The 16,856-nt window shown below is 72.4% G+C and carries 16 protein-coding genes; 4 read left to right on the forward strand and 12 right to left on the reverse strand.

Annotated elements, in window-relative coordinates; translation table 11 throughout:
• Positions 1–185 precede the first annotated feature (185 nt).
• Complete coding sequence (locus IF20_RS10465; protein ID WP_052864791.1) at positions 186–674, forward strand: YajQ family cyclic di-GMP-binding protein; 489 nt, start codon at positions 186–188, stop codon at positions 672–674.
• A 128-nt stretch (positions 675–802) separates the two neighbouring features.
• On the opposite strand, the gene IF20_RS10470 is transcribed toward IF20_RS10465, so the two are convergent.
• From IF20_RS10470 to IF20_RS10525, 12 genes are all read right to left on the reverse strand, one after another.
• On the reverse strand, positions 803–1,195 hold the full coding sequence (locus IF20_RS10470) for a YccF domain-containing protein (RefSeq protein ID WP_052864792.1): 393 nt from the start codon (positions 1,193–1,195) through the stop codon (positions 803–805).
• Positions 1,192–2,055 carry a zinc metalloprotease HtpX gene (gene htpX, locus IF20_RS10475; protein WP_052864793.1) on the reverse strand — a complete coding sequence of 288 codons (864 nt, stop codon included), beginning with the start codon at positions 2,053–2,055 and terminating at the stop codon, positions 1,192–1,194. Before htpX ends, IF20_RS10470 begins: the two co-directional genes overlap by 4 nt.
• Before the next feature lie 161 nt (positions 2,056–2,216).
• Positions 2,217–3,800 (reverse strand): NADH-quinone oxidoreductase subunit N, encoded by a 1,584-nt coding sequence (locus IF20_RS10480; RefSeq protein ID WP_110944063.1) that lies wholly within the window; start codon positions 3,798–3,800, stop codon positions 2,217–2,219.
• Positions 3,801–3,802: 2 nt separating this feature from the next.
• Positions 3,803–5,530: a complex I subunit 4 family protein gene (locus tag IF20_RS10485; protein WP_052864794.1), complete on the reverse strand. Its 1,728-nt coding sequence runs from the start codon at positions 5,528–5,530 to the stop codon at positions 3,803–3,805.
• A gap of 88 nt (positions 5,531–5,618) precedes the next feature.
• Positions 5,619–7,664, reverse strand: coding sequence for an NADH-quinone oxidoreductase subunit 5 family protein (locus tag IF20_RS10490; RefSeq protein WP_052864795.1), 2,046 nt, complete (start codon positions 7,662–7,664; stop codon positions 5,619–5,621).
• Positions 7,661–8,035, reverse strand: coding sequence for an NADH-quinone oxidoreductase subunit NuoK (gene nuoK, locus IF20_RS10495; protein ID WP_052864796.1), 375 nt, complete (start codon positions 8,033–8,035; stop codon positions 7,661–7,663). The genes IF20_RS10490 and nuoK overlap by 4 nt, the downstream gene beginning before the upstream one ends.
• Complete coding sequence (locus IF20_RS10500) at positions 8,035–8,676, reverse strand: NADH-quinone oxidoreductase subunit J family protein (protein ID WP_052864797.1); 642 nt, start codon at positions 8,674–8,676, stop codon at positions 8,035–8,037. Before IF20_RS10500 ends, nuoK begins: the two co-directional genes overlap by 1 nt.
• Positions 8,673–9,281, reverse strand: a complete 609-nt coding sequence (locus IF20_RS10505; RefSeq protein WP_052864798.1) for a NuoI/complex I 23 kDa subunit family protein — start codon at positions 9,279–9,281, stop codon at positions 8,673–8,675. Before IF20_RS10505 ends, IF20_RS10500 begins: the two co-directional genes overlap by 4 nt.
• The gene (locus IF20_RS10510; protein ID WP_052864799.1) at positions 9,282–10,247 is read right to left on the reverse strand and encodes a complex I subunit 1/NuoH family protein; all 966 of its coding nucleotides are present in this window, start codon (positions 10,245–10,247) and stop codon (positions 9,282–9,284) included.
• Entirely contained in the window at positions 10,244–11,446 is a 1,203-nt protein-coding gene (locus IF20_RS10515) for an NADH-quinone oxidoreductase subunit C (protein WP_052864800.1), read from the reverse strand. Before IF20_RS10515 ends, IF20_RS10510 begins: the two co-directional genes overlap by 4 nt.
• A 314-nt stretch (positions 11,447–11,760) precedes the next feature.
• Entirely contained in the window at positions 11,761–12,516 is a 756-nt protein-coding gene (locus IF20_RS10520) for an NADH-quinone oxidoreductase subunit B (RefSeq protein ID WP_052864801.1), read from the reverse strand.
• Positions 12,507–12,908, reverse strand: coding sequence for an NADH-quinone oxidoreductase subunit A (locus IF20_RS10525; RefSeq protein ID WP_052864802.1), 402 nt, complete (start codon positions 12,906–12,908; stop codon positions 12,507–12,509). Before IF20_RS10525 ends, IF20_RS10520 begins: the two co-directional genes overlap by 10 nt.
• A gap of 241 nt (positions 12,909–13,149) precedes the next feature.
• Here IF20_RS10525 and IF20_RS10530 point away from each other — a divergent pair, with 241 nt between their 5' ends.
• The 3 genes from IF20_RS10530 to IF20_RS10540 all read left to right on the forward strand — a co-directional run bounded on the left by IF20_RS10530 (position 13,150) and on the right by IF20_RS10540 (position 16,821).
• Entirely contained in the window at positions 13,150–14,343 is a 1,194-nt protein-coding gene (locus IF20_RS10530; RefSeq protein ID WP_052864803.1) for a sensor histidine kinase, read from the forward strand.
• 221 nt (positions 14,344–14,564) lie between these two features.
• Positions 14,565–15,902, forward strand: coding sequence for a sensor histidine kinase (locus IF20_RS10535; protein ID WP_052864804.1), 1,338 nt, complete (start codon positions 14,565–14,567; stop codon positions 15,900–15,902).
• A gap of 259 nt (positions 15,903–16,161) precedes the next feature.
• Positions 16,162–16,821 (forward strand): response regulator transcription factor, encoded by a 660-nt coding sequence (locus IF20_RS10540; RefSeq protein ID WP_052864919.1) that lies wholly within the window; start codon positions 16,162–16,164, stop codon positions 16,819–16,821.
• The last annotated feature ends 35 nt before the right edge of the window (positions 16,822–16,856 follow it).

The raw sequence follows: 16,856 nt of genomic DNA on the forward strand, positions 1-16,856 counted from the left end.
GGAGTCCCGCCTGGGCGGTGCTCCGTGGCAACGACGTAAACCATACCTGATGGCGGGGGGTGGTCCGCCACTCGGTTCCGCGCGCCCCGATCACGACCGGGTCGGCGCCCGGGTGGCTAGGCTTGCGGGGCGGTCCGGGACGGGCCGCGTCCCTGACGGATCTACCTACGAGGAGCCAACTCAACATGGCCGACTCCAGTTTCGACATCGTCTCGAAGGTCGAGCGGCAGGAGGTCGACAACGCCCTCAACCAGGCCGCCAAGGAGATCTCGCAGCGCTACGACTTCAAGGGCGTCGACGCTTCGATCGCCTGGTCCGGCGAGAAGATCGAGATGCGCGCCAACGCCGAGGAGCGGGTGAAGGCTGTCCTCGACATCTTCCAGTCCAAGCTGGTCAAGCGCGGGATCTCGCTGAAGGCGCTGGACGCGGGCGAGCCGCAGGCCTCCGGCAAGGAGTACAAGATCTTCGCCTCGCTCGAGGAGGGCATCTCCCAGGAGAACGCGAAGAAGGTCGCCAAGATCATCCGCGATGAGGGCCCCAAGGGCGTCAAGGCCCAGGTCCAGGGCGACGAGCTGCGCGTCTCCTCGAAGAGCCGCGACGACCTCCAGTCCGTCCAGCAGCTCCTGAAGGGCAAGGACCTGGACTTCGCCATCCAGTTCGTGAACTACCGGTAGGCCCTGCGCCCTCGGATCACGTGAACGCCGACGGGGCGGCACCGCGCACTGCGGGCCGCCCCGTCGGCGTTCGGGGGCATGGCGGCCGGGCGGGGGCACAGGGCCCGCCGCGGGCCGTCGGCGCCGCCTCAGCGCGCCGCGAAGGGCCGGTCCGTGTCGACGATCTCGCGGCCCAGGGGCAACAGGGAGACCGGGATCAGCTTGAAGTTGGCGATCCCGAACGGGATGCCGATGATCGTGACGCACAGGGCGACGCCCGTGACGATGTGCCCGATCGCCAGCCACCAGCCCGCGAGCAGCAGCCAGATGCCGTTGCCCAGGCAGGAGGCGGCGCCCGCGTCGCGCCGGTCGACCGTGGTGCGGCCGAACGGCCAGAGGGCGTACACGCCGATCCGGAAGGAGGCTATGCCCCAGGGGATCGTGATGATCAGGATGCACATGATCGCGCCGGCCAGGGCGTACCCGAGGAACAGCCAGAAGCCGGAGAGGACGAGCCAGATGACGTTCAGGATGGTTTTCACGGTCGGTACCCTGCCAGTTCCTCCAGACGGCTGATGCGCTCCCGCATCGGTGGGTGTGTCGAGAAGAGCTTGGACAGCCCCTCACCGGCCCGGAACGGGTTGGCGATCATCATGTGGCTCGCCGTCTCCAGGCGCGGCTCGGGCGGCAGCGGGAGCTGCTGCGTGCCGTACTCCAGCTTGCGGAGTGCCGAGGCGAGGGCAAGCGGGTCGCCGGTCAGCCGGGCACCCGAGGCGTCCGCCTCGTACTCCCGGGAGCGGCTGACGGCGAGCTGGATGAGGGAAGCGGCGACCGGCCCGAGGATCATGATCAGCAGCATGCCGAACAGCCCGGGGCCCTCGTCGTCGTCCGATCTGCCGACCGGGATCAGCCACGCGAAGTTCACCAGGAACATCACCACGGAGGCGAGCGCGCCCGCGACCGAGGAGATCAGGATGTCGCGGTTGTAGACGTGGCTGAGCTCGTGCCCGATGACGCCGCGCAGCTCACGTTCGTCCAGGAGCTGCAGGATGCCCTCGGTGCAGCAGACCGCGGCGTTGCGCGGGTTGCGTCCCGTGGCGAAGGCGTTCGGGGCCTGGGTGGGCGAGATGTACAGCCGGGGCATGGGCTGGCGCGCCGCCGTGGAGAGCTCGCGGACCATGCGATAGAGCTGCGGCGCCTGGAACTCGCTGACCGGCCGGGCCCGCATGGCGCGCAGGGCGAGCTTGTCGCTGTTCCAGTACGCGTACGCGTTGATGCCCAGCGCGACGAGGACCGCCACGACCAGGCCTGTGCGGCCGAACAGGCTGCCGATGACGATGATGAGCGCCGACAGCCCTCCGAGGAGAACTGCGGTCCTGAGCCCGTTGTGCCGGCGGTGCACGGTACGCCCTCCTCCAGGTGATGCGGCAGGGGAACCCTTTGCGCTTACGTGTCCACTTTTCAGTGGACCCTCCGTTTCTGGTCAACGCCAGACGGCGGAGCGTGGTTCCCTGCACCCCCTGGAGGGGGCGATCGTCCGTTCGGGTGCGCCTCCTCGGGGCGCTAGAGCAGCGCTCCGGAGGCGAAGCGCAGGACGAGCTGCGGCGCCCCGGAGAGCACGATGCCGACGAGCGCGGTGAGGCCGACGGCGGTGGCGAGCGCGGCCGGGATGCGCGGCCGGGCGGCGGGCGCGGCCTCGCCTTCGGGGGCGGCCTCCGGTGCGCGGAAGAGGACCGCGGTCCACTGCAGGTAGTAGTAGAGCGCGATCACGACGTTCACGGCCATCACGACGGCGAGCCAGGCCAGGCCCGCGTCCACGGCCGCGGAGAAGACCGTGACCTTGGCGAACAGGCCGATGATGCCCGGCGGCAGGCCCGCCAGGCACAGCAGGAAGAAGCCGAGGGCGAGCGCGTACAGGGGGCGCGAGGCGTACAGGCCCCGGTAGTCCGCGATGCGGTTCGCCGGGTGCGTACGGGCCACGAGTGCGGCCACCGCGAAGGCCCCGAGGTTCACCGCCGCGTACATCAGGGCGTACGCCACCGTCGATCCGATGGCGTGTGCGGCGTCGTCGGCGTACGCGGCGGACGCGATCGGCACCAGCAGATAGCCGGCCTGGCCCACGGAGGACCAGGCGAGCAGGCGTACGGCGCTGTGCGCCCGGCCGGGGCGCTGGCGCAGCGCGGCGACGTTGCCGACCGTCATGGTGAGCGCGGCCAGGACGGCGAGCACGGGGCCCCAGACGTCGCCGTACGAGGGGAACGCCTGGACGGTGACGACGATCAGGCCGGAGAAGCCGACGGCCTTGCCGACCACGGAGAGGTACGCGGCCACAGGGAGCGGTGCGCCCACATACGTGTCGGGCACCCAGAAGTGGAAGGGTGCGGCGGCCGTCTTGAAGGCGAAGCCCACGAGGGTCAGCGCGACGCCGGCCTTGGCCAGGATGTCGAGCTGCGGGTCCGGGTGGGTGAGGGCCTCGGCGACCTGGGCCAGGTGCAGGCTGCCGGTGGCGGCGTACACGAAGCTGACGCCGAGCAGCATGACGGCCGTGGCGGTGACCGAGGAGAGGAAGAACTTCAGCGCCGCCTCGGAGGAGAGCCGGTCGCCGCGCCTGATGCCCACGAGGGCGAAGGCGGGGAGCGAGGCCACTTCGAGGGCGATGACCAGCGTGGCGAGGTCCCGGGAGGCCGGGAGCAGGGCCGCGCCGGCCGCGGAGGACAGCAGCAGGAACCAGAACTCCCCGCCGGGCAGCTTCTGGTCCTTGATCGGGTTGATCGACAGCAGGGCGGTGAGCAGCGCGCCGCCGATGACGAGCAGCTGGATGACGACCGCGAAGTGGTCGGCTGCGTAGCTGCACACCTCGGGGTGGCCCGTGAGGCAGAAGGTGGTGCGGTCGCCCTTGAGGAGCGGCAGCAGGGACAGCCCGGCCAGCACCAGGCCCGCGACGCTGATCCAGCCGAGGACCGGCTTGCGGCGCTCCGGAAGGAAGAGATCGGCGACCAGCACGATCAGCGCGAAGAGGGCGGTGAGGGTCGGCGGGGCGATGGCGACCCAGTCGACGGTCTGGACGAGGCGCGCGACACCTCCGGCGGCCGGCGTGGCGGTGCCGTCGGCTGCTGCGCTCCCGGCGCCCGCGGCGAGGACAGTCATCATCAGCTACCGCCTCCGAGGAGGTTCTGCACGGCCGGGTCGGTGAGGCCCAGCAGGGCTGCGGGCCAGAGACCGGCGAGGACGGTGAGGGCGGCCAGCGGGGTCCAGGCCACGTACTCGTAGGGGGCGACGTCGGGGACGGCGGGGGCGAGCTCCTTGACCGCGGTGGGCGCCGTGGCGGTGGTGGTCGCGGCGGCCGGGCCGGGGGTCACCCCGGCGGTCGCGCCCTCGCCCGGGGCGGCGGCCAGCGCATCCTGCTCGGCGGTCTCCTTGCTGCCCATGCAGACGCGGCGGACGACGACGAGGAGGTACGCGGCGGTCAGCAGGGTGCCGAGGCCGGCCAGCGCCATGAAGGTGAGGAAGGCGGGGCGGCTGAGTCCGGCGGCGGGCTTGAAGGCGCCGAACATCGCGAGCATCTCGCCCCAGAAGCCGGCCAGGCCCGGCAGTCCGAGCGAGGCGATCGCGGCGAAGGCGAGCAGGCCGCCGAAGCGGGGCGCGCGGCCGTAGAGCGCGGCGCCGGTCCGGCCCGCGAGCCGGTCCAGGTCGGTGGTCCCGTACCGGTCCTTGAGCGCGCCGACCAGGAAGAACAGGAGGCCGGTGATGAGGCCGTGGGCGATGTTGGCGAAGAGCGCGCCGTTGATGCCGGTGGGCGTCATGGAGGCGATGCCGAGCAGGACGAAGCCCATGTGGCCGACCGAGCTGTACGCGATCAGCCGCTTGAGGTCGCCCTTCGCGCCGCGGCGGGCCAGCGCCAGGCAGGCGAGCGAGCCGTAGACGATCCCCACCGCGGCGAAGGCGGCGAGGTACGGGGCGAAGGTGTGCATGCCGTCCGGCGCGATCGGCAGCGCGATGCGCACGAACCCGTACGTGCCCATCTTCAGCAGCACGCCGGCCAGCAGGACCGAGCCGACGGTGGGCGCCGCGGTGTGGGCGTCCGGCAGCCAGCTGTGCAGCGGCCACATCGGCGCCTTGACCGCCAGGCCGATGCCGATCGCGAGCACGGCGACGAGCTGGACGGTGTGGCTGAGCTGGGACGCGGGGCCGTTGTCAGTGGCGAGTGCCACCATGTCGAACGTGCCGGATTTCAGGCCGATGAGGAGGAGGCCCAGCAGCATCACGACGGAGCCGAGCAGCGTGTAGAGGATGAACTTCCATGCCGCGTACTGCCCGCCCGTCTCCCGGCCACCGCCCCTGGCGGAGGCGCTTCGCGCCACACCTTCTGATCCGCCCCAGCGGTTGATCAGGAAGTACATCGGGACGAGGACCATCTCGAAGGCGAGGAAGAAGAGCATGAGGTCGAGGACGGCGAAGGTGGCGAGGGTGCCGGACTCGAGCACGAGGATCAGCGCGACGAATGCCTTGGGGGACGGGCCCGCCGGCATTTTGAAGTACGAGTACAGCGCGCAGAGGAAGGTCAGCAGCGCGGTCAGGACCAGGAGGGGGAGCGAGATGCCGTCGATGCCGAGGTGGATACGGATGCCGAGCGCCGGGATCCAGCTGATATCGGTCTGAGCCTGCATCCGGGCGGGGGCGCCGTGGTCGAAGCCGGCCGCGAGCGCGACGGACGCGGCCAGGACGACGCCGGTGACGGTCACGCCGTGGCGGAGCACGGCCTGGTCGGGGTTGCGTCCCTTCAGGCCGGGCGGGGCCGGGAGCAGCGCCGCGAGGGCGCCGATCAGCGGGAGCACGACGACGCCCGCGAGAAGGATCTGCATGGCGTGGTGGCTCATGGTCAGGCCCTCCTCAGGGTTGCGGCTCCGGCGAGCCCGGACGGTGGCTGGGGGTACGGGGGTCGTCCCCCGGGAGATTGCAGCATGGTCAGGCTCCCGTGCCCGTAGCGACGAGGACGGCGGCGACGGCCAGCACGAGTGAGCCCGCGAGCAGCGCGCCGAGGTAGGTCTGCACGTTGCCGGTCTGTGCCCGGCGGACGGCCGTGCCCAGCCAGCGGGCACCGGTGCCGGCGCCGTGCACGTACGTGTCGACGACCTCGCGGTCGAGGAAGCGGACGAGCCGGGCGGCGGCGCGTACGGGCCGGACGAAGAGCGTGGTGTAGACGGCGTCGAGGTGGAAGCCGCAGGTCGCGGGGGCGTGCAACGGGCCGAGCAGGAGCCGGCCCGGGTCGGCCGGATCCGGGGCGCCGGCGTTGTCGCCGTAGGCCGGGGCGTGCGTGGCGATGGCTTCTTCCTCGGAGACCGCGGGCGCTGCGTCCGGGTCCACCGCGACCGCGCCCATCGGGCGGCGGGCCGCCACGGCCGCGGTATGGCGCCACGCGCCGTACATGATCAGCGCGCCGGCCAGTGCGAGGCCGGTGCCGAGGACGGAGGTGACCAGGGTCGGCGTCAGTTCACTGCCGTCGAACCACTCCGGAAGGGCGGGCGCGGCGATGCCGAACGCGGCGGTGGGGATGAAGAGCACCCACAGCACGGCGTTCATCACCAGCGGCTGCTTGCCGTGGTCCGGGGCCTCCTGGGGGCCGCGGCCGAAGAAGGCGAGCAGCCAGAGGCGGGTCGCGTAGGCGGCGGTGAGGAGGGCGGTGATCAGGCCGGCGATCAGGACGGTCCAGCCGGCGGCGCTCGGTACGGAGCCGAGGTGGCCGTGGAACCCGTCGAGTGCGAGGTGCGCCTCGCCCGTGGCGGCGTGCTCGGCGGCGCCGAGCACGGCCTCCTTGGAGAAGAAGCCCGCGAAGGGCGGGATCGCGGCGAGCGCGAGCAGCGCCACGGTCACCGTCCAGAAGGCGTCGGGGATGCGCTTGGACAGGCCGCGCATCCGCGACATGGCGGCGAGCGAGTTGGTGCCGGCCGCGTGGATGATCACGCCGGCGCCGAGGAAGAGGAGCGCCTTGAAGGCGCCGTGCGAGAGGAGGTGGAAAACGGCGGCGCCGCGGTCGCCGACGGCCAGTGCGCCGGTCATGTAGCCGAGCTGGCCGACCGTGGAGTACGCCAGGACGCGCTTGATGTCGTCCTGGGCCAGCGCCGCGAGCGCCGAGCCGACCATGGTCACGGCGGCCATCACGGCGAGCACGACCAGCGCGGCGGCGGACGCCGCGAAGACCGGGAGGAGCCGGGCGATGAAGTAGACACCGGCCGCGACCATCGTGGCGGCGTGAATCAGCGCGGAGACCGGCGTCGGGCCGGCCATCGCGTCGGGCAGCCAGGTGTGCAGCGGGAACTGCGCGGACTTGCCCGCGACACCGGCGAGCAGCAGCAGCGCGACCAGCGTCGGGTGGTGCAGGTGACCGCCGGCGACGGCGTTCAGGATGCCGGTGATGCGGAAGGTGCCGGCGTCCGTGGCCAGTGCGAAGAGGCCGAAGAGGAAGGGGACGTCGCCGAGCTTGGTGACCAGGAAGGCCTTGAGGGAGGCGGACCGGGCGGCCTCGGTCTCCCAGTAGTGGCCGACGAGGAAGTACGAGCAGATGCCCATGATCTCCCAGCCGACCAGCAGCACCATCAGGTCGCCGGAGTAGACGACGAGCAGCATCGCGGAGGTGAAGAGGGAGACCAGCGCGGCGTACGAGGCGTAGCGCGGGTCGTCGCGCAGGTAGCCGGTGGAGTAGACCTGCACGCACGTGGCGACGATGCCCACGAGCACCGCCACCAGGGCGGCGAAGCCGTCGATGTGCAGGGCCAGCTCGATGGGGACCGAGCCGGTCGGGGTCAGCTGCGTCGCGGCGTCGATCGGCCCCTTCCCGCCGGCTCCCCCGCCCTGCCGTGCGGCCACGACGACGGTCAGTACGGCCGCGGCGAGCGTCGGCAGGACGGCGAGCGGCCGTACGAAGCCGGGGGCGCGCCGCCCCAGGAGGAGGCCGAAGGCGGCGCCGAGGAACGGCAGGAGGGGGACGAGGACGGCGGTGGTCGTGGTCGTCACGCGGCGGCCTCCGCCTGCTGGTCGGACGGGTGGTGCGGGGGCTCGTCCGCGCCGTCTCCGGCGGGGCGCTCGGCGAGGTCGGTGAGCTTGTCGACGTCGGAGCTGCCGCGGTTGCGGTACACGAGCAGGACGATCGCGAGGCCGATGCCGATCTCGGCGGCGGCGACGGCGATCGTGAAGAGGGTGAGCGCCTGGCCGGCGTGGAGCGTGTCGCGCAGCCAGACGTCGAAGGCGACGAGGTTGAGGTTGACGGCGTTGAGCATCAGCTCGACGGACATCAGGACCAGGATCGCGTTGCGCCGGGCGAGGACGCCGTAGAGGCCGACGCAGAAGAGGAGGACGGCGAGGACGGCGGGGTAGGCGAGATGCATCAGCGCTGTCCCTCTCGGCGTGCGGAGTCGGGCCCGGTGCTCGCGGCGGCGCCCGGTGCGGCTGCGTGACCGTTGCCCGGTACGGCCCGGCCGTCCGGCGTGTCCTCCCCGCCCCTGCGGGAGAGGACGATCGCGCCGACGAGGGCGGCCAGCAGGAGGACGGACAGCGCCTCGAAGGGCAGCACCCAGTGCTGGAAGAGGCTGCGCCCGGAGACCTCGGTGGAGCCCTGGGCGGCACCGTCGAGGTCGATCCAGGACGCCCGGAAGGCGTCGACGACGACCCAGACGAGGACCGCGGCGGAGGCCAGGGCGACCAGGAGCGCGGCCCAGCGGTTGCCCGAGTCGGCGTCCGGCGAGCGGCCGATGGGCGCCTTGGTCAGCATCAGTCCGAAGAGGAGGAGGACGACCACGGAACCGACATAGATGAGCACCTGCACCCAGGCGATGAACTCCGCGGTGAGCAGGAGGTACTCCACGGCGATCCCGCCGAGGGCGACCACCAGCCACAGCGCGGCGTGCACCAGTTGCTTGGTGGTCACGGTGACCACGGCCGCGCCGAGCGTGACCAGGCCGACGAGGAGGAACGCGATCTCCACGCCGCTGGGCGTCAGGAAGCCGTGGCTTGCGGCGGCGAGCGTCACGCTTCCTCCCCTGCGTCCTTGGTGCGCTGGTCCGTTCCGGCCTGCTCGGCGGCGGCCTGCCGTGCCTCCTCGGCCTCCTTGGCCTGCTGGGCCGCCAGCTTGTCGGCGGCCTTCTGCGCGGCGCCGATCTCCTTGGGCTGCTCCGCGCCCGGATCGAGCGCGGGCGGCTCGGGCACCGTCCACATCCACTCGCGCAGCTTGTCGCGCTCGTGGGTCAGCTCGTGGATGTCGGTCTCCGCGTACTCGAACTCCGGCGACCAGAAGAGGGCATCGAACGGACACACCTCGATGCAGATCCCGCAGTACATGCACAGCGAGAAGTCGATGGCGAAGCGGTCGAGCACGTTACGGCTGCGCTCGCGGCCCCCGGGGGCGGCCGGCGGCACCGTCTCCTTGTGGGAGTCGATGTAGATGCACCAGTCCGGGCACTCACGGGCGCAGAGCATGCAGACCGTGCAGTTCTCCTCGAACAGGCCGATGACGCCGCGGGTGCGGGGCGCCAGCTCGGGCTGGACGTCCGGGTACTGCTCGGTGACCGTGCGCTTGGTCATCGTGCGCAGGGTCACGGCCAGGCCCTTGGCGAGGCCGGATCCGGGGATGCCCATTTAGGAGATCACCACCTTGATGACGCCGGTGAGGGCGATCTGGGCGAGAGCGAGCGGGATGAGGCAGGTCCAGGCGAGCTTCTGCAGCTGGTCCTCGCGCAGCCGCGGATAGCTGACCCGGAGCCAGATGACGACGAAGGCCAGGACGACCGTCTTCAGCAACATCCAGAGCCAGCCGAGCCCGTCTGCTCCGAAGGGACCGTGCCAGCCGCCCAGGAAGAGGACCGCGGTCAGCGCGCAGAGCACGACGATGCCGGCGTACTCGGCCAGCAGGAAGAGCGCGAAGCGCAGCCCGGTGTACTCGGTGTACGCGCCGAAGATGATCTCCGAGTCGGCCACCGGCATGTCGAACGGCGGGCGCTGCAGCTCCGCGAGCCCGGCCGTGAAGAACACCAGGCCGCCGACGATCTGCCACGGCACCCACCACCAGTGGAAGGCGTCGAGGATGCCGGGCAGCGAGAGCGTGCCGGCGGCCATCGCGACGGACGCGGCGGCGAGCAGCATCGGCAGCTCGTACGCCAGCAGCTGCGCGGCCGTACGAAGGCCGCCGAGCAGCGAGAACTTGTTCGCCGACGCCCAACCCGCCATCAGGGAGCCGAGGACGCCGACGCCCATCACCGCGAGCACGAAGAAGACACCCGCGTCGAGCGCCTGCCCGACCGCGTTGCCCGGGCCGACCGGGATGGCGATCAGCACGAGGAGGTACGGCAGCAGGGCGATGGCCGGCGCGAGCTGGAAGATCTTCCGGTCGGCGCCCGCCGGGACGATGTCCTCCTTCTGCGCGAACTTCACGCCGTCGGCGACCAGCTGCGCCCACCCGTGGAAGCCGCCGGCGTACATGGGGCCGAGGCGGCCCTGCATGTGCGCCATCACCTTGTGCTCGGTCTGCCCGATGACGAGCGGGAAGACCAGGAAGACCACGAAGACGGCGAGCACCCGGAGAACGATCGCGAGCGTGTCACTCATGCGGTGCCGTCTCCTGTCTCGTCGTCGATGCGTTCGGGGGCGGGCCTGCCTGCGGCCTCGGGGGCCTCGGCCTCCGGTTCGGCGGGCGTCTCCGGTTCGGCGGGCGTCTCCGGTTCAGTGGCTTTTGCCTCCGGCTTGGCGGCTTCGGCCTCCGGCTTGGCGGCTTCCGCCTCCGGTTCGGCGGCTTCCGCCTCGAACGCGGGACGCGCATGGTGCCACGGCGCGTCGGAGGAGCGCGGAGCGGTCCGTGGGGCGGACGCCGGCGCTCCGGACTCCGGCGTACGGGACTCCGGCGTACGGGACTCCGACGCACCCGTCTCCGGCGTACCGGCCGGGTCCGTGGCCGCCTCCTTGGCGGCCTCGGCGGCCTTCGGGGCCTCCGTGTCCTTCGGCGGCTCGACGCCCTTGGACTCGGGCTTCTCGGTGGCCGCTGCGGCCTGCTGGCTCGCCGAACCGGCGCTCGCGCTGCGCATCCGGCGGGCCGGACGCTCCCCGGCCGCACCGGCCGCCGCTTCCCGGCCCGCGCCGGCCGCTCGGCCGGCCCCGGCGGCGCGCCCCGCGGCACCGGCCCCGCCGGCCGCACGCGCACCGCGGGCGGCACCGCGCGCCGGACGGGCCGGAGCGGGCGGCAGCTGGCCCTTGAGCGGGCCCCATTCGTTCGGGTCGGGCACGCCCGGCGGCAGCATCTGGCGGCGCTTGGGGCCGCCGTGCTCGGACTCGCCCGGCTCCTTCGCGCCCGGCCACGCCTTGGCGACCCGCGCGGCGAGGACGAAGTCCTTGCGCAGCGGGTGGCCTTCGAAGTTGTCGGGCAGCAGCAGTGGCGTGAGCCCGGGGTGGCCGGTGAACTCCACGCCGAACATCTCGTGCGTCTCGCGCTCGTGCCAGGCGGCGCCCGCGTACACGGCGACGGCCGTGGGCAGCGCGGCCTTCTCGTGCGGCACGGTCGTCCGCACGAGGAGCCGCCGGGTCTCGCCGGGGCGGGACACGTCGGCGACGTGCGCGCAGATGCGGAAGCCGGTGCCCGGCTCGTCGACGGCGCTCAGCCAGTCGAAGTACGTGCAGCCCAGGGCGTCCCGGGCGGCGGTGAGCGCGTCGGTCCAGGCGGTGGCCGGTACGTCGACGGTGAGCAGGCCGTACGCCTCCTCGGCCGTGGCGCCGGCACCGAAGATCCGCTCGGCCGGCTCCGGCAGCCATCCCACGGGAGGCTCGGGCGGAGCCTCGACAGTCCCGCCGTCTTCCGTAGCCTCGGCTGCCGCGACGCCCTCTGCTGCCGCGGCGTTCCCGGCACTGCGCGGAGCTTCGAGGGGCGCCCCTTCGGACGCCGCGCCCTTCGCTCCTTCGGACGTCGCGCCCTTCGCTCCTTCGGACGTCGCGCCCTTCGTCCCTTCGGACGCCGCGCTCCCGGCCTCCTCAGGCGCTGCGCCCGTGGCCTTCTCGGATGCCGCGCCTGTCGCGTTCTCGGGCGCCGCGCCCTTCGGCTCCTCCGGCGTGCCCGGCTCTGGCGGCTGGGCCGTCATCGGGTGTCCTCCCCGGTCTGCTCGGACGGCGGCTGGTCGGTGGACGGCTGCTCGGCACCCGGTTGCTCACCCGACGGCCGACCGGGCGCCGCGGGCGGCGCCGGCGGGGCGACCAGCCCGCTGCGCAGCGCCTCGACGGGCGCTCCGGCGGTGCCCTCCCCGGTATTGCCGGCCTTACCAGCCTTGCCCGGCTTACCGGACTTGCCGTGGCCGTAGCGCTCGCCCAGCGACTCGCGGGCGATCTTCTCCTGGAGCTTGAGGATGCCCTGGAGCAGCGCTTCGGGGCGCGGCGGGCAGCCCGGCACGTAGACGTCCACCGGGATGATCTGGTCGACGCCCTTGGTGACGGAGTACGAGTCCCAGTAGGGGCCGCCGCAGTTGGAGCAGGCCCCGAAGGAAATCACGTACTTCGGCTCGGGCATCTGTTCGTACAGCCGCTTCACCGCGGGCGCCATCTTGTCCGTGACGGTGCCGGACACGACCATCAGGTCGGCCTGGCGCGGGCCGGGCGCGAAGGGGATCACGCCGAGCCGGATGAAGTCGTGGCGCGCCATGGAGGCGGCGATGAACTCGATCGCGCAGCAGGCGAGCCCGAAGTTGAAGACCCAGAGGCTGTAGCGGCGGCCCCAGTTCAGGACCACCTTCATCGGTTCGGGGGCCAGGCGGGCCAGCGGGCCGAGGCGGCGCGGCTCGGGCAGGAGCTCGGGGCCCGACGAGGCTCCGTTGGCCGCGGAGGCGGGGGTCACGTCCATTCCAGGACGCCCTTCTTCCATGCGTAGAGCAGGCCGACAGCGAGGAAGCCGAGGAAGATGAACATCTCCACCAGCGTGATGCCGCCGAAGCCGGGTGCGGCGTAGACCGTCGCCCAGGGGAACAGGAAGATCGAGTCGACGGCGAAGATGACGTACAGGAATGCATAGACGTAGTAGCGGACCTGGGTGTGCGCCCAGCCCTCCCCCACGGGGTCCACGCCGCATTCGTACGTGAGCAGTTTCTCGGGTGTGGGCACCACTGGACGCATCAGCCGGCCTGCCCCGAAGGCGACGGCCACGAAGAGCACACCGATCACGGCGATGAGCCCGACGGCCGAATAGCCCTGGAAGTAGTCCGCGGCGCTGATGGTGCGTACGGTCGTGTCCGGCACGTCCGCCCCTCGCTCCCTGACTGCTCGTGTGCAGTGGGCCGCCTTCGCGCTCCGTAGGCGCCGGGCCACCCCTCTGCAACCGCTTTCGCCGAAATTTTTCGACGATCTGTACGCACGGGAGTCTAGGCCCTGCGTGGGCGGAGCCGAGCAGTCCCATCTGCAGGAAGGTGGGGATATCCCCACTTCGCCCCACCTATCCACCCCATGGCACCGGGCCACGCCGCCCGGCAAGCTGACCCGTATGACGGTGACCTCCGACCCGGGTACGCGTGTTGATGCCGGCCATGACGACGGCGTGGCCCCGGCCCTGCCCCCACCCCGCGCGCCCCTGAGCGCTGCCACGTGGCGCGAGATCGCGCACCTGTTGTGCAACCTGCCGGTGGCCGTGGTGGCCTTCGGGGTGCTGGTGTCCTGCCTCGTGGCAAGCCTGGGGCTGTCGGTCACGGTCATCGGGCTGCCGCTGCTCGCGCTGGTCCTGCTGGGCTGCCGGCGGTACGGGGCGCTGGAACGCGCCAGGGCCCGCGCGCTCCTCGGGGTGCACGTCGACCGGCCGAGCCCGCCGCTCGTCCGGGAGCCGGGCTTCTTCCCCTGGCTGTGGGCGCATCTGAAGGACCCGGTCGGCTGGCGCCACGCACTGCACGCCTTCGTGCGGCTGCCCTGGGGCATCCTCACCTTCACGCTGACCTTCGTGTCGCTGTTCGTGGCCTGGCCGGCGCTCCCGTGGCTGGCGCGCTGGCTGTCGAACGTGGACCGGGCGCTGGTGCGGGGGTTGCTGTCGCCCTCCGACGAGCTGGAGCGGCGGATCGCCGAACTGGAGTCGGGGCGGGGCGTGGTCGTGGACACCGCGGCGGCCGACCTGCGGCGCATCGAGCGCGACCTGCACGACGGCGCGCAGGCCCGCCTCGTGGCGCTGGCCATGGGGCTCGGGCTGGCCAAGGAGAAGCTGCTGGAGGACCCGGACGCGGCGGCCCGCATGGTGGACGAGGCGCACGGCGAGGTGAAGCTGGCCCTCCAGGAGCTGCGCGACCTGGCCCGCGGCATCCACCCGGCGATCCTCACCGACCGCGGCCTGGGCCCGGCCCTGTCGGCACTGGCGGCGCGCTGCACGGTGCCGGTCACCGTTTCGGTGGACATCGGGGCGCGGCCCGCGCCGGCCATCGAGGGCATCGCGTACTTCACGGTCTCGGAGCTGCTGCAGAACGTCTCGAAGCACGCGGCCGCGCGCAGTGCCTCGGTGGAGGTGTGGCGGTCCGGGGACCGGCTGCTGCTCCAGGTGCGCGACGACGGGCGCGGCGGGGCCCGGCTGGACGGGGGCAGCGGGCTGGCCGGACTGGCCGAGCGCCTCGGCTCGGTGGACGGGCTGTTCGTCCTCGACTCGCCGACGGGCGGGCCGACGCAGGTCACGGCCGAACTGCCGTGGCGCAGCGCACCCTGACGCACGTCCGCCGCGCGGGGGGGGTGGGGAAAACCCGAGGACCAAGACGCCGACCGGCTCCATGTCCGGCACGGCCCGGAACGGACAGGGTGGACGTACGCGACCACCGGAGCGCCCGGCGCCCCCGAAGACGGCGGGCGTCCGGCACCCGAAGACGGCGACCGGGGCGCCCGGCCCCGGAGCGCCGCACTTCACCGGCAGAACGGACGAGACGAGACGCCATGGACACCGCATACGGCCCGGCCCCCCGGGCACCGCACGCCCCCGAGGGACGCGGTGCGAGCCGCATCCCCTTCGTGCTGCGCGCGCCCTTCTCCGGCCGTACCTGGCGGGAGTTCCTGCACCTGCTGCTGAGCCTGCCGATCGCCGTCGTGATGTTCAGCTACGCGGTCACGATGCTGTCGCTCGGCGCGGGCCTGCTGATCACCTTCCTCGGCATACCGGTGCTGGCCGCCGGCCTCCTCGGCTGCCGCGGGCTCGGCTCCCTGGAGCGGATGCGGGCGCACGCCCTGCTCGGCCTCGACGTCCGTGCCCCGGAGCCCGTGCGGACCGCCCGGCCGGGCTTCATGGGCCGGGTCGGCGGCGTACTGAAGAGCGGCGCTTCCTGGCGGCACTTCCTCTACTGCCTGCTGCACTTCCCGTGGGCCGTCTTCGCGTTCTCCGTGTCGGTGACGCTGTGGACGGCCGCCTGGGGCCTGTTCACGTACCCGCTGTGGCGCTGGACCTTCCCCATGTACCTCGGCCAGGAGGGCATCCAGCTGTACGGCGACGGGACGCACGACATCTACCTGGACTCCCCCGGCGAGATCGCCGCGGCCAGCGCCGTCGGCCTGCTGCTCGTCCTGGTGTGGGGCGGCGCGGTGCGCGGCCTGAGCCAGGTGGACCGGCTGCTGGTGCACGGGCTGCTCGGCCCCTCCCGGCTGGCCGACCGGGTCACGGAGCTGGAGTCGGACCGTACGGCGGTGACCGAGACCGCGGCGGCCGACCTGCGGCGCATCGAGCGCGACCTGCACGACGGCGCGCAGGCCCGCCTCGTGGCACTGGCCATGGATCTCGGGCTGGCCAAGGAGAAGCTCCAGGAGGACCCGGAGGCGGCGGCCCGCATGGTGGACGAGGCGCACGGCGAGGTGAAGATCGCGCTTCAGGAGCTGCGCGACTTCGCCCGCGGCATCCACCCGGCGATCCTCACCGACCGCGGCCTGGGCCCCGCGCTGTCGGCGCTCGCCGCGCGCTGCACCGTGCCGGTGGAGGTGAGCGTGGACCTGTTCACCCGTCCTGCCGCGGCGATCGAGGGCATCGCGTACTTCACGGTCTCGGAGCTGCTGCAGAACGTCTCCGAGCACGCGGCCGCGCGCGGCGCGTCGGTCGACGTGTGGCGGGCCGAGGACCGGCTGATGGTGCTGGTCACCGACGACGGCCGGGGCGGCGCGCACACCGGGACCGGCAGTGGCCTGGCGGGGCTGGCCGAGCGGCTGGACGCGGTGGACGGGCTGCTGGTCGTCGACTCACCGGCGGGTGGTCCGACCGCGGTCACGGCGGAGCTGCCCTGGCGCGACTGACGGGCGGCGGTGGCGGTCCGGCGGGGCGGGTGTGCCTCGCGCGGCGGAGGGGGCCGGCACCCGCCTCCGCCGTTCGGCGTACCGCGTCCGCGCGCCGGTGATCGTACGGCTTTCCGCTCGCTCGCGCGGTCGTCCACAACCGGCCATTCCGAGTTATCCACAACCCGCACGGTGATCCGACGCGCGCGTCCGAATCCTGGGATGCTGAAGAGCGTCGAACCAAAACGGGGTGGGGGAGCCGGAGATCGTGGAGAACAGCGTGCGGGTGGTCATCGCCGAGGACTCGGTGCTGCTGAGAGAAGGGCTGACACGGCTGCTGACGGACCGGGGGCACGAGGTCGTGGCGGGTGTGGGCGACGCCGAGGCGTTGCTCAAGGTCATCGGGGAGCTGGCGGACGACGGGGCGTTGCCGGACGTGGTGGTGGCGGACGTCCGTATGCCACCGACACATACGGACGAAGGGGTGCGCGCCGCGGTCCGGCTCCGCCGGGACCACCCCGATCTGGGGGTTCTGGTCCTCTCGCAGTACGTCGAGGAGCAGTACGCGACGGAGCTGCTGGCCGGTTCGAGCCGAGGCGTCGGCTATCTGCTCAAGGACCGGGTAGCAGAAGTGCGTGAGTTCGTCGACGCGGTGGTGCGGGTGGCGGAGGGCGGCACGGCGCTCGATCCCGAGGTCGTCGCCCAGTTGCTGGGCCGCAGCCGTAGGCAGGACGTGCTGGCCGGCCTCACGCCGCGGGAGCGCGAGGTGCTGGGACTGATGGCCGAGGGGCGGACGAACTCAGCGATAGCCCGGCAGCTGGTGGTGAGCGACGGCGCGGTGGAGAAGCACGTCAGCAACATCTTCCTCAAGCTCGGGCTGGCTCCGAGTGACGGGGATCACCGTCGTGTGCTTGCGGTACTCACCTATCTCAATTCCTGATCGCCTGACACGCTGTCAGTCGATGACGCCGGTGC

The sequence above is a fragment of the Streptomyces niger genome (genome assembly GCF_000718305.1).
In the GTDB taxonomy this organism is placed as follows: Bacteria; Actinomycetota; Actinomycetes; order Streptomycetales; family Streptomycetaceae; genus Streptomyces; species Streptomyces niger.

Excerpts from the sequence above, each read along its gene's own strand:
- IF20_RS10465 (WP_052864791.1), top strand. The coding sequence starts at position 186 with ATGGCCGACTCCAGTTTCGACATCGTCTCGAAGGTCGAGCGGCAGGAG.
- IF20_RS10480 (WP_110944063.1), bottom strand. The coding sequence starts at position 3,800 with ATGACTGTCCTCGCCGCGGGCGCCGGGAGCGCAGCAGCCGACGGCACC.
- IF20_RS10485 (WP_052864794.1), bottom strand. The coding sequence starts at position 5,530 with ATGAGCCACCACGCCATGCAGATCCTTCTCGCGGGCGTCGTCGTGCTC.
- nuoK (WP_052864796.1), bottom strand. The coding sequence starts at position 8,035 with ATGCATCTCGCCTACCCCGCCGTCCTCGCCGTCCTCCTCTTCTGCGTC.
- IF20_RS10505 (WP_052864798.1), bottom strand. The coding sequence starts at position 9,281 with ATGGGCATCCCCGGATCCGGCCTCGCCAAGGGCCTGGCCGTGACCCTG.
- IF20_RS10510 (WP_052864799.1), bottom strand. The coding sequence starts at position 10,247 with ATGAGTGACACGCTCGCGATCGTTCTCCGGGTGCTCGCCGTCTTCGTG.
- IF20_RS10520 (WP_052864801.1), bottom strand. The coding sequence starts at position 12,516 with ATGGACGTGACCCCCGCCTCCGCGGCCAACGGAGCCTCGTCGGGCCCC.
- IF20_RS10530 (WP_052864803.1), top strand. The coding sequence starts at position 13,150 with ATGACGGTGACCTCCGACCCGGGTACGCGTGTTGATGCCGGCCATGAC.
- IF20_RS10535 (WP_052864804.1), top strand. The coding sequence starts at position 14,565 with ATGGACACCGCATACGGCCCGGCCCCCCGGGCACCGCACGCCCCCGAG.